This is a genomic window from Streptomyces sp. NPDC041713 (assembly GCF_055591085.1).
The window spans coordinates 183,102-194,588 of record NZ_JBVIZY010000011.1 but is presented as its reverse complement, the minus strand read 5'-3'; the positions used below and the strand labels follow the sequence as shown (position 1 = coordinate 194,588).

Genomic DNA, 11,487 nt, shown 5'->3' with positions numbered 1-11,487 from the left:
ACGCATTCGGGAGGAGCACGGACGTGGCCGACAGCACCATTCAGCACCATCCACTCGCGGGCTGGGACAAGCCGGAGCTCGACCTCAGCACGGCGGACTGGCGATCGAGCAGCGAGGGGCGGGGCGATGTGGAGATCGCCTTCGTCGAGGGCTTCGTCGCGATGCGCAACGGTCGGCGCCCCGAGAGCCCTTCCCTCATCTTCACCCCGGCGGAGTGGGGAGCCTTCGTCCACGGCGCCCGCACGGGCGAGTTCGACCTGACGTAGGCCGGCGCGCGCTTCCCGTACGTACGAGGCACGGCTACGGGCGACGCACGGCTCCGTACGAGGAACAGCTCCGTACGACGCACGGCCCGTCCGGCACCGACGCGGTGCCGGGCGGGCCGTGCCGCTGAGGTCGTCGTCCGCACGCCGTCCCCGCCGCGCCGCCGCCCGCGCTTCGTGGCTGGTCGCGCGGTGCCCGGTGGTCCGCGGGGGCGCCCCGCCCCCGCGTCGGGAAAGGCCGAAGGACACGTACCATGGGCGCATGTCCTTCCTCCGCCGCCGCAGCTCCGCCACTCCCGCGGGCCCGGACTTCGACGTCCTGGCCATGGACCCCGGTGACTGGCCCGGCAATCTCGGCGCGGGCCTGCTGCCCGCCCCCGACGGCAGCTGCCAGGGCGTCTTCCTGCGGTACGACCTGTTCGGCGGCCGCGGCCCCGCGATGATCATCGGCAACCTCCCCGAGGGTTCGCCGGCGCGCGAGACCGCCGAGGGAGAGGTCCCCTTCGAGGTGGCCCAGCTGCTCCTGGCACTGGAGAACGACGAGGAGGTCACCGTCGTCTCGTCCGAGGACCTGCCGGTGATGCAGGGGGACAACCTCCTCATCGTGCGCCGCCTCAAGCTCTCCGAGAGCCGGATCTCCTGCGTGCAGTTCGACCGCAGTGACAACGTCTTGGTGACCATCGCCGCCTGGGACCGCCCGATCACCGACGACCTGTACGCACTGCTGAAGCCGCTGCCCGCCGAGCTCTTCCAGCAGGGCTGAGCCGCCGCCCGCGCGTCGGGGACCGCCCCGGCGCATCCGCACTTCCGCCCACGCACTGCCCCGATCCATTCCGGGATCGGGGCAGTTTTGTGTCGTGCCCTTGCCAGCCAGTCATCGGACTTTTAACGTGACCGGTCATGACTCAGGGGATCCAGAGGATCACGCGCAGGACGACCATGAAGTCCGCGCTCGGCGGGGCTGCCGCGCTGGCCGCGAGCGGGTATCACGTTCGCGGGCGCCGGTCCCGCCTCGACGGCTGCCGAAACGGCGAGGCGCGATACCTCCGATGAATTGCTGCTCTGGTACGGCAGACCTGCCGAGGAGTGGGAGCGTGAGGCTCTGCCCATCGGCAACGGGGCACTCGGCGCCATGGTCTTCGGGACCCTCACTTCCGAACGCCTCCAGTTCAACGAGAAGACCCTGTGGACCGGCGGCCCGAGTGCCCAGGACGGCTACGACTACGGCAACTGGCGCGCGCCCCGGCCCGGCGCCCTCGACTCCGTCCGCGATGAGCTCGACGCGCGAGGCCGGCTGACCCCCGACGAGGTGGCCGCGCGGCTCGGTCAGCCGCGCCGCGGCTACGGCGCCCACCAGACCTTCGGCGACCTCCACATCGACGTGCCCGGCGCCCCGGCGGCGCCCGACGCCTCGTACCGTCGCGCCCTCGACCTGGAACGGGGCCTCGCGACCGTCACGTACCTCCACGAACAGACGGGCCACCACAGGGAGTTCTTCGCCTCGTACTCCGACGGAGTGATCGTCGGCCGTCTCTCCGCCGACCGGCCCGCGCAGGTCACCTGCACGCTCCGCTACTCCTCGCCGCGCGCCGACTTTACCGCGACCGCGCACGGCGACCGGATCGTCGTGCGGGGCGAACTCGCCGACAACGCCCTGAAGTTCGAGGCCCAACTGCGCGTGGTGCATCGGGGCGGGACGCGTGTCGCGCACGAGGGCGGCGGTGTCACGGTGACCGGCGCCGACCACGTGTGGTTCGTCCTCGCGGCGGGCACGGACTACGCCGACACCTACCCCGACTACCGTGGCGCGGACCCGCACGCCGCCGTCACCCGCACCGTCGACAAGGCCGTCGCGACGGGCCATGCCGCGTTGCGCGCCCGCCATCTGCGCGACCACCGCGCCCTGTTCGACCGCGTCGCCCTGGACATCGGGCAGGCGCTGCCCGACGACGTCCCCACGGACCGGTTGCTCAAGGAGTACGGGGCGGGGACGGGGGTCGCCGAGGTTGGACCGAAGGCGGGTGCCGCCGCCGACCGGGCGCTGGAGGCGCTCTTCTTCCAGTACGGCCGCTACCTCCTCATCGCATCGTCGCGCGCCGGCTCACTGCCCGCCAACCTCCAGGGCGTCTGGAACAACAGCACCACCCCGCCGTGGTCGGCCGACTACCACACCAACATCAACCTCCAGATGAACTACTGGCTCGCCGAGGCCGCCAGCCTCCCCGAGACGACCGCCCCCTACGACCGGTTCGTCGAGGCGCTGCGCGCGCCGGGCCGGCGTACGGCCAAGGAGATGTTCGGCAGCCGCGGCTGGGTCGTGCACAACGAGACCAACCCCTACGGCTTCACCGGGGTGCACGATTGGTCGACGTCCTTCTGGTTCCCCGAGGCCGCCGCCTGGCTCACCGCCCAGCTCTACGAGCACTACCGCTTCGGCGGCTCCACGGACTACCTGCGCGCCACCGCGTACCCGGCGATGAAGGAGGCCGCCGAGTTCTGGCTCGACAACCTGCGCACCGATCCGCGCGACGGCACCCTGATCGTCACGCCGAGCTACTCGCCCGAGCACGGCGACTTCACCGCGGGCGGCGCGATGGCCCAGCAGATCGTGCACGACCTTCTCACCAACACCCTCGAAGCGGCCCGCGTGCTCGGCGACTCACCGGCCTTCCGCGCCGAGCTGGAGAAGACCCTCGACGGCCTCGATCCGGGCCTGCGCATCGGCTCCTGGGGCCAGCTCCAGGAGTGGAAGACGGATCTGGACGGCCGGACGGACGACCACCGGCACGTCTCGCACCTCTACGCCCTGCACCCCGGACGGCAGATCGAGCCCGGCAGCGCGTGGGCGGACGCGGCGAAGGTCTCCCTCACGGCGCGCGGTGACGGGGGCACCGGCTGGTCCAAGGCCTGGAAGATCAATTTCTGGGCGCGGCTGCACGACGGCGACCACGCGCACAAGATGCTCGGCGAACAGCTCAAGTCCTCGACGCTGCCCAACCTCTGGGACACCCACCCGCCCTTCCAGATCGACGGGAACTTCGGTGCGACGTCGGGCACCGTCGAAATGCTGGTGCAGAGCCAGCACGACGTGATCGAGATCCTGCCCGCGCTGCCGACGGCCTGGCCGAAGGGTTCGGTCCGCGGCCTGCGGGTACGCGGCGGCGCGACCGTCGACATCGACTGGGCGTCGGGCCGCGCCACCCGCGTCGTCCTGAAGGCGTCCCGCACGTGCGAACTGATCCTGCACAGCACGCTGTTCGACGCGGGCAGGAGCGAGGGCAGGGGCAAGAGCAAGGGCAAGGGCAAGGGCATGGGCCGGGGCGAGGGCTACGGCGAGAAAGCCGTGAAGGTGCAGGCGGGCCGACGGTATGTCTTCGACTGACCTTCTCTTTCGGTGCCCCGTACGAAGCGGGATCGCGCGTGCGAAGAAATGTGCAGAACGGTTGTTACCAAGCCGGACAGGGCCGTTCGGGTGATGCGCCGGGTGGTGTCACCGGCCGTGCGTCGGAGCGCACAAGCGCTTGCCACTGATGGATCAACGGGTGGGTGTAGTGCTCAGCAAATGTCAGGGTCACGACGTTTGTGACGTGCTGAGACGTTCAGGCAATGGTTACGGAAATGTCCGTGATTCGTAACTGATCCCGGTCGGCCTGCCGGAGGCGTCACCGAAGCTTCACAGTTTGGTTCCTCGGCCCACACCGGACCGGGAACTCGTACCGCGCACCCACCAGCCTCGGTATCGGCTGGTGGAGCACTGCTCTTGAGGGGACAGCACCATGTCTGCTTCTTCGACCGCCCGCCGCATCGCCGCCACGGCCGTGACCGTCGGCGCCGTCATCTCGACCGTCGCCCTGCCGGCCGCCGCCGCCGACCACGGCCACCACCGGCAGCCGCAGGTCGCGATCAGCGGCGTCCAGGCCGACAGCCCCGGCCGTGACGACAACTCCAACCGGTCGCGGAACGCCGAATGGGTCAAGATCACCAACACCACCCGGCACTCGGTGAACCTGAAGGGCTGGACGCTGCGCAACCGCGACGGCCAGACCTACCGCTTCCGCAACGTCTGGCTCGCCGGCCGGTCCTCGGTCAAGGTCCACACCGGAGTCGGCAACGACACCCGCGCCGACCTCTTCCAGGACCGTCGCCACTACGTGTGGGACAACCACGCCGACAAGGCGGTCCTGCGCAACGACCACAACCGCACCGTGGACGTGAAGTCCTGGGGTCGCGGCGGACACCACCACAACCACCACAACCACCACTGACCCCTCATGGGGTGAGTGATCCCGTCCGCGCCGGGCAGCCTGTGCTGCCCGGCGCGGACGTGCGGTGGTCTCGACGGCGCGGCGGACGGCAACAGCGCGCCGCCACAGGACCGTGACCGCACCCCGCCCGACGGGGGCGGCCGGACGCCGGACGGGGGCCGGCTGGCGGAGGCCCGGGACGCCGTCGGCGTGGTCGACAGGTTCTGGCAGGCCTATTGGACCGCCCACTTCACCGGCGCCTACGCCTCGCCGACCGTACGCGGCGCCTACACCCCGGCACCGCCGACGCCCCCGCCTGCGCGGGCGAACCGGCGGTCGCCTGCAACGCCTTCTACTGCCTGGCAACAGGGGAGTGGGCGCCTGCCTGAGCGTGTGACGCTCGGCCGCCGACGGGTCCCTCGTATGCCACGCGCGGGATGCGGCGGGGCGGAGGCGCGGCTGCACTGGAGACTCCACGTACCGATTGGAGTTGAGGTTCATGCGTACTCGTCGACTTCTCGCAGCGGGCATGACCGCCGTGACCGTCGTGATCATCGGCGCCGGCACCGCGGTGGCCGACGACCCCGCCGCGACCACCCAGGGCGGCAAGGGCGGTGGAGGCCTGCTGGGCGGCCTCCTCGAAGGTCTCCTCGGCGGACTCCTGGGCGGGCTTCTCTGAACCACCCCGGTACCGCCCCGGTCGACCTCTTCGCGAAGGACGCGTGCCCCGGTGGCACGCGGCACGCGCTCTTCCCGTCAGGGGCCGGTCCTGAGCCCGATCATCCCCAGGCCGTCGACCGCGGCCGGCGAGAGCGTCGACTCGTCCAGGCCCGCCAGCGGCGTCCAGGCCACGGCGGACGTGGAGTCGTCGGTCTTGGCCACCCGGACGGTCCCCGGAGCGAGCTCGACGACGTAGAAGAGCCCCACCAGGTGCTGGCTCACGCCGAACCGGCACGCCGAGTACGTCCGGGCATCCACCAGCCGCGCGTCGCGGAGTTCCAGACCGGTCTCCTCGTACAGCTCACGAGCGAGCGCCTCCTCGGGCTGTTCGCCCGGGTCGATGCCGCCGCCGGGCAGATGCCACAGTCCGGGCTCGAACACCGATGACGCGTCGGAGAGTTGCGTCAGCAGCAGTTCGTCCTGCTCGGCGGCAACGGCGTACGCCGAGACGCGTGAACGCACCTGATTCCCCACCTGCGCACCTCCGAAGTCCTCCGCCCCGCCCCGCCCGGCGGCTCGGGACCACACCAGATCGTACGAGGGGCCCCGTCGCACGTCGGGTCCGGGCCGGCCTCCACGCAGACCCGGACCCGACGCTCACCTGACGGGGCCGCCGACCGGCGGCGCTACGAGGCCTACCGCATCACCTTCACGTCGGCGGCGCGCACATACCCGACCCGGTGCCCGTACTGGATCACGTAGTACATGTCCTTGCCGCGCACCACCTTGTGCGGCGCGGTGTCGAACGTCGGGGCGTAGAAGTACTCGCCCGGCACCTTGTCGCCGATCACGTACTTCTGGCCCGCGAGGATCTTGTACGGCAGCGGGGAGACCGCCTGCACGGGCACGCCCGCCGGGTACGCCTCCTTCTCCGGGTACGCGCGTCCGTACACGGGGACCTCGGCCGCACCGTCCTTCGGCGTCACCACGAAGCCGCGCGCGTCGACCGCGGTGGGCTGCTTCTTCGGGTTCTTGAACCAGGCCTTCTGGCCGAGGTACCAGACGGCCGTCCAGTCGCCCTGGCGGTCCGCCACCGCGTACTGCTGGCCGGTGGAGAGCCGCGCGCCCGTGTCGTTCACGTCGATCGTGGAGTCCTGGCCGCCGGGGCGCCTGCCGATGTCCTTGATCAGCGGCGCGTCGTCGCGCGGTTCGGTGTGCACGCGCACCGCGGCCGAACCGTGCGGCGCGCACGTCTCGCCGGGCTTGACGCAACCCGTGTACTCCGGACGGTTCTTGGCGTAGTCGGGGGCGATGGTGACGAGGCCGCCGCCCTTGCCCTTCGCGGCCTTGAACGGCTTGCCGAGCAGCGTGAAGTAGTGCTGCCAGTCCCAGTACGGCCCCGGGTCGGTGTGCATCCCCGGGATCGACGACGTCACGGTGCCCTGGACGTTGTCGTGGCCGAGGATGTGCTGGCGGTCCAGCGGGATGCCGTACTTCTTGGCGAGGTACTTCACCAGGCGCGAGGACGTGCGGTACATCGCCTCCGTGTACCAGGTGTCGGGCGCGGTGAGGAAACCCTCGTGCTCCAGGCCGATCGACTTGGAGTTCACGTACCAGTTGCCCGCGTGCCAGGCGACGTCCTTCGCCTTCACGTGCTGGGCGATGTGGCCGTCGGTGGAGCGCAGGGTGTAGTGCCACGACACGTAGGTCGGGTCCTGCACCAAATTCAGGACACCCTCCCACCTGCCTTCGGTGTCGTGGATGACGATGGAGTCGATGCTCTGACTCTTCGGCCGGTCCGCCAGGTCGTGGTTGCCGTAGTCCGGGTTGCCCTGCGGGTCCTTGAACTCCTCGTACGGCGCCGGGATCCACTCGCACGACACGGTCTTGGGGCACTCGGTCTGCCCGGCCGGCGCCTTGCGCAGACCCATCCGTTTCACCTGCGCCGCATCGGGCCTGAGCCCCGGCACCGGTGCGAGCGCCACCCGCTGACCGGAGTCCGTGGTGCGCCGCTCGCCGTCCCGCATCACCGCGAACACGTCGTTGGCGTACGTGGCCGCCGTGGCCTCGTCGTCCGCCCCGGAGAAGCGGGCGATCGCGCCGTACCAGTCGGCGGGGTCGCCGCTCAGCGGTTTGCCGAGCCCCCGCTGGGCCGCCGCGAGCAGGGCCGCGCCGCCCTCGACGTTCGCGGCGGGATCGGTGCGGAGCCGCTGCGCGGACGTGCCGGTGAGCTTCGCCGCGCGGAGCAACGTCTTGAGCCGCGCGGGCAGTTCGGACTCCGCGGGCACCTTGGTGGTGGGCGGCGCGGCGGGGCGCGAGGTGTCGCCGCGCGGGTCCTCCGTGCCCTCGCTGTGGTGCGGGGCCGAGGCCAGGGCGGTGCGGGCGTCGGTGAGGTGCATGGGGCCGTAGCCGCCGGTGACGCTGGCCGCGCCACCGTGCCCGTCCCAGCGCGACTGCAGGTACGAGACGCCGAGCAGCACGCTCTGCGGCACGTGGTACTCGGTGGCGGCGGCCGCGAAGGCCTCCTGCAGCCCGTCCGCCGAGGTCGGTCGGGACGCGCCCGAGGACGGAGCCGCGCCGAGCAGCGGCACCAGCAGGCCGGCGGCCGCGAGGGCGCCTGCCGTCCTGACGGTGCGTCTGCGCGCGGACGGGGTGGGGGCGGTGCCGGATGCTCGCAATGCAGCCTCCTGGGACTCCTGGGCCGGTGAAGCGTGACGGGGCGTGCGGGGCCGGGCGTGGGTCAGTGGTACCGGCTCTCCGACGATCCGTCAATCATGCCCAGGGCAAGGGATTTCCCATGTCAGCGCGGGGTTCGGCGGGTTGGGGCCGGGTTTTCGCCAGAGGCGGCCCCACCGCCTGCGTCGCGTCAGTGGCATGGACCAATGAGGGGTCGGGGGATCCGCGAGATCCACCTGTTCGGTGGAATGGTGGGGGAGTGGTGGGTCCAGCCCTACGGGGAGTCGCCGGACCAGTCGAAACGGCCCGGATCGCGCGGGCGCGGACCGTACGTGGCCCGGCCACCGGCTCCGAAGCGCCCCAGCTCCGTCGGGAGGGCCACGCCCGTTTCTATCTCCTCCGGCGTCCACCCGGTGATGTCGAGCAGCAGCCCGTCCAGCGGCCCGCCGACGAGTTCGGCGTAGCGCTGTCCCGGCCGCGGGCCCGGCTGCTCGTGATCCTGGCCGTACACACGGCCGCGCAGCAGCTGCTCATCGTCGCTGTCCATACGGTCCAGCGTCTCAGCCACCACTGACAACGGGGCTGTCGCGTGCCGCTTACCCGCCGATTCCACCTTTGGGGTGTGGTTAGAGGTGCACTTCGCATTCGCTTGCATAAAGTTCAGAATGTCGTTGCACGATAAACAGGCTAATGAGTATGGAGGCCCCCCGGCCGAATTCTGTCAGTAGGCGTTAGTAGGATGGCCGAATGACAAATCGGGGGCGCACACTCAGAGTTGCAGCCGTACTCACGTTGTCGGCGCTCGCGCTGACGGGATTCACCACAGGGCGAGGCCACGGGGGAAGCAGCCGTCACGGAGGCGGTGGCGGAGGCGGGTGCAGCAGTTCGAGCCAGGACCACGACAGTTCCTCGTCGAGCAGCTCCGGTTCCTCGGGATCAGTGTCATCAGGTTCGGATTACGACGATGACGACGACGATTCGTACGGCAGCAGCAGTGGCAGCAGCAGTGGCAGCAGCAGTGGCAGCAGCACCAGTGGTGGGAGCGGCAGCAGCGGCGGCCGCTCGGGCGGTGGAGCGTACAACCGCCGGCCGAACCACGACTCCACCGCCTCCAGCTCGCCCGGAGGCCACGCACTGCGCGACGCCGAGGTCAAGCTCCTGCAGTGCGCGAGTCCGGCGGCTCCGTACGCGACCGTCAGGGTCACAAACAGCAATGACAGGACGAGCCGGTTCTACGTCTCCGTCACCTTCGTCGACGCGGCTCGCATCACTGTCCGCGCGCAGACCGAGAAGGTGAAGGTTCCCGGCAACAGCAGGGTGACAGCCCGAGTGAAGGTCGGTGACGAGGGCCTGGTGGAGTCGGTGGACCACTGCGAGGTCGAACCGCAGGCATTGCCCGTATCCAGCTGAGCCCGTCCCGGTTCCGGACCTCACGCCGCCCCACCCACTCGGCCCCTAAGAGGGGCGGTGGATGGGGCGGCGTCGTCGCGCTCCAAGGAGGAGTCGCTTCGAGCGGGCGGGGCAGCTTGCCGCCTCGAAGGTCCCTTATCCGGGTGAAGCGGATGCTTTGCCCGAACCGCCACCATAGGGCGGGTTGTCTGTTGTGGCATGACTTCTCAAGGAGCACATCTCACCGATCCCGGCCTCGCCCGGATCACCGTCCACTCCGCCGACGCGACGACCGTGAACGCCGTGGCCCACGCCATCGCCGACCACCTGAACGCCACCAGCCCCACCGATCCTGAGCCGCTGCCGGACGAGGGTGGGGTGGTGGTGCACCAGTACGTCTATGCGACTCCGCCCGACGACACGCCCCAGGTGACGGGGGAGTAGCGGAAGGCAGGAGGAACGGAAGAAGGGGAACGGCTCACGGGGGTGAGACCCGGGTCAGGACCAGACCGTGAACGTCACGGTGACGGACGACTTCCGGCCCGCCGCATCCGTGACCGTCAAGGTCGAGGTGCGGAAACCCCAGGTCGTCGGGGTGCCCGAGATCACGCCCGTCGTGGGGTGAACGGCCAGGCCCGCCGGGAGGTTCGTGGCGGTGAAGGTGTACGGGGTCGTGCCGCCGGTCACCTTCAGCGGCAGGCTCAACGGGCGCCCCACGTAAGCGTTCTGACTGCCCGGCGAGGTGAGCTGCGGCGCCCCCGTACCCGGCGCGGTCACCTTCCATGCGAAGGACGTGGACCCCTTCTTGCCGACCGAGTCCGTCGCGGTCAACGTCACCTGGTACGTCCCTGCGGTCGTCGGTGTGCCGGTCACCGTGCCGGTCGACGCCGCGACGGACAACCCCGGCGGCAATCCGATCGCGGTCCACGTGTAGGGAGCCGTACCGCCCTCCGCGCTGTTCCGCAGCTCCACCGGACTGCCGGTGGAGCCGCTCTGCGCGGACACGGCCGCCACCGTCACCTCGCCGGGCTGCGGGTCCGACGTGGCAAGCCGGGCACCGAACTTGGCGAGCGCCTCGTTCACCGGCTGGAAGATGGTGAACTTCTCGCCCCCTCCGCTGCTGCAGGTCGCGCTGCCGCCACCGGAGTGCAGACCCACGGCTCTGCCTCCGGCGGCAGTGACGTAACTGCCCCCCGAGTCACCGCCCGCCGAACAGGCGCTGGTGTAGGAGAGCCCGTCGATCACCACGTTCCCGTAGTCGACGCTCTGGTCGACCTTGGTCACCTCGCCGCACTGGTAGCCGGTCGTCTGCCCGGAGTGGCACACGGCCGTCCCGACCACCGCGTCGGCCGAGCCCGTCACGGGGACGTCACCCTTGCCCCAGCCCGCGACCCTGGGCGCCAGGGACCAGCCCGGCTGGTCGACGTCCACGATGCCCATGTCGCCCTCGCGGGCGTTGACCGACCCCGAACCGTTCCTGTTCGAGGTGCCCACGCGTGTGCCGTCCTTGCCGTACGCGGGCTGGTCGGCGTCGTTGGTGCAGTGCCCGGCCGTGAGGAACGCCTTGCCGCCGCCGCTCGTGCGCGTCACCGGAAAGCCGATGGAACAGGGGGACTCACTGCCGGGTATCCACTTCTCGCCGCCCACCACGTCGCCGCCCTGCTGGCGGGGTACGTCGCGGGACTCGACCACGCGTACGAGAGCGCCGAGGGAGGCGATTCTGGTCCGCAGGTCTTTCGTGGCCTTGGTCGACGCGTCGGGGTCGACGACCACCTCGACCCGCCCCGAGCGTGCGTCCGGGCCCCATGAGCGGACCCCGGGAACCCCTCGGCTCCAGGTGCCGATCGTCCGCGCCGCTGCCGCCAACTCGGCGCGGGAGGTACGTATTTCGTGCGGCACGGCTCCGGCGGCGCGTACGGCTGCGGCGGCTCGGTCCGTGGTGACGGAGACGTGCAGGCGGCCGTCGGCCGAGTCGAACCAGAGCGCGGTGGCGCGGTCGCCGACCGTGGCACGGACGGCGGTCGCCGCACGCTGGGCGCGGGTCTCGTCGGCCAGCCGTTCCCGTACGCCTGCGGGGTCCAGTCCCAGATCGCGCGCCAAAGCGGCGCGGAGCCCTGCGGGCAGGGGCGAGGGCGGGGTGCTGTCGGCGTGGGCGACGGGTCCGGGCAGCGCGCCGAGCCCGGCGAGAGCCGCGACGGCCACGAGGCCGGCCAGTAGGGGCCGAGGGCGAGGGCGGCGGGATGGGGTGCGGGGTG

11 protein-coding genes are annotated in these 11,487 nt (G+C 70.9%); 7 read left to right on the top strand and 4 right to left on the bottom strand.

The genetic code is table 11. The features are described from left to right. Nucleotides 1-23 precede the first annotated feature (23 nt). The 5 genes from ACZ6CV_RS29405 to ACZ6CV_RS29385 all read left to right on the top strand — a co-directional run bounded on the left by ACZ6CV_RS29405 (nucleotide 24) and on the right by ACZ6CV_RS29385 (nucleotide 5,186). Nucleotides 24-266, top strand: coding sequence for a DUF397 domain-containing protein (locus ACZ6CV_RS29405; RefSeq protein ID WP_355809102.1), 243 nt, complete (start codon nucleotides 24-26; stop codon nucleotides 264-266). A 259-nt stretch (nucleotides 267-525) separates the two neighbouring features. Next, entirely contained in the window at nucleotides 526-1,026 is a 501-nt protein-coding gene (locus ACZ6CV_RS29400) for a hypothetical protein (protein WP_355809099.1), read from the top strand. A gap of 294 nt (nucleotides 1,027-1,320) precedes the next feature. Further along, nucleotides 1,321-3,645, top strand: a complete 2,325-nt coding sequence (locus tag ACZ6CV_RS29395; protein ID WP_469253966.1) for a glycoside hydrolase family 95 protein — start codon at nucleotides 1,321-1,323, stop codon at nucleotides 3,643-3,645. A 394-nt stretch (nucleotides 3,646-4,039) separates the two neighbouring features. Next, nucleotides 4,040-4,528, top strand: coding sequence for a lamin tail domain-containing protein (locus ACZ6CV_RS29390; protein ID WP_469253845.1), 489 nt, complete (start codon nucleotides 4,040-4,042; stop codon nucleotides 4,526-4,528). Nucleotides 4,529-5,006: 478 nt separating this feature from the next. Continuing rightward, nucleotides 5,007-5,186, top strand: a complete 180-nt coding sequence (locus ACZ6CV_RS29385) for a hypothetical protein (RefSeq protein WP_362362227.1) — start codon at nucleotides 5,007-5,009, stop codon at nucleotides 5,184-5,186. A 77-nt stretch (nucleotides 5,187-5,263) separates the two neighbouring features. On the opposite strand, the gene ACZ6CV_RS29380 is transcribed toward ACZ6CV_RS29385, so the two are convergent. From ACZ6CV_RS29380 to ACZ6CV_RS29370, 3 genes are all read right to left on the bottom strand, one after another. Further along, nucleotides 5,264-5,689: an NUDIX hydrolase gene (locus ACZ6CV_RS29380; protein WP_469253824.1), complete on the bottom strand. Its 426-nt coding sequence runs from the start codon at nucleotides 5,687-5,689 to the stop codon at nucleotides 5,264-5,266. A 173-nt stretch (nucleotides 5,690-5,862) separates the two neighbouring features. Further along, the gene (locus tag ACZ6CV_RS29375; RefSeq protein WP_469253822.1) at nucleotides 5,863-7,845 is read right to left on the bottom strand and encodes an N-acetylmuramoyl-L-alanine amidase; all 1,983 of its coding nucleotides are present in this window, start codon (nucleotides 7,843-7,845) and stop codon (nucleotides 5,863-5,865) included. 272 nt (nucleotides 7,846-8,117) lie between these two features. After that, a complete protein-coding gene (locus tag ACZ6CV_RS29370) occupies nucleotides 8,118-8,390 on the bottom strand; it encodes a hypothetical protein (RefSeq protein ID WP_469253820.1) in 273 nt (90 codons plus the stop codon). A 392-nt stretch (nucleotides 8,391-8,782) separates the two neighbouring features. Between ACZ6CV_RS29370 and ACZ6CV_RS29365 the strand changes: the two genes are divergently transcribed. Then, the gene (locus ACZ6CV_RS29365; RefSeq protein ID WP_469253818.1) at nucleotides 8,783-9,253 is read left to right on the top strand and encodes a hypothetical protein; all 471 of its coding nucleotides are present in this window, start codon (nucleotides 8,783-8,785) and stop codon (nucleotides 9,251-9,253) included. A gap of 198 nt (nucleotides 9,254-9,451) precedes the next feature. Next, on the top strand, nucleotides 9,452-9,676 hold the full coding sequence (locus ACZ6CV_RS29360; protein ID WP_469253816.1) for a DUF6207 family protein: 225 nt from the start codon (nucleotides 9,452-9,454) through the stop codon (nucleotides 9,674-9,676). A 54-nt stretch (nucleotides 9,677-9,730) separates the two neighbouring features. Here the strand turns inward: ACZ6CV_RS29360 and ACZ6CV_RS29355 are convergent, their stop codons facing one another. Further along, nucleotides 9,731-11,434 carry a putative Ig domain-containing protein gene (locus ACZ6CV_RS29355; protein WP_469253814.1) on the bottom strand — a complete coding sequence of 568 codons (1,704 nt, stop codon included), beginning with the start codon at nucleotides 11,432-11,434 and terminating at the stop codon, nucleotides 9,731-9,733. Nucleotides 11,435-11,487 lie beyond the last annotated feature (53 nt).

Bases quoted from the DNA above. Each gene is read 5' to 3' on its own strand.
- ACZ6CV_RS29400 (WP_355809099.1), top strand. From the start codon at position 526: ATGTCCTTCCTCCGCCGCCGCAGCTCCGCCACTCCCGCGGGCCCGGAC.
- ACZ6CV_RS29390 (WP_469253845.1), top strand. From the start codon at position 4,040: ATGTCTGCTTCTTCGACCGCCCGCCGCATCGCCGCCACGGCCGTGACC.
- ACZ6CV_RS29385 (WP_362362227.1), top strand. From the start codon at position 5,007: ATGCGTACTCGTCGACTTCTCGCAGCGGGCATGACCGCCGTGACCGTC.
- ACZ6CV_RS29370 (WP_469253820.1), bottom strand. From the start codon at position 8,390: ATGGACAGCGACGATGAGCAGCTGCTGCGCGGCCGTGTGTACGGCCAG.
- ACZ6CV_RS29360 (WP_469253816.1), top strand. From the start codon at position 9,452: ATGACTTCTCAAGGAGCACATCTCACCGATCCCGGCCTCGCCCGGATC.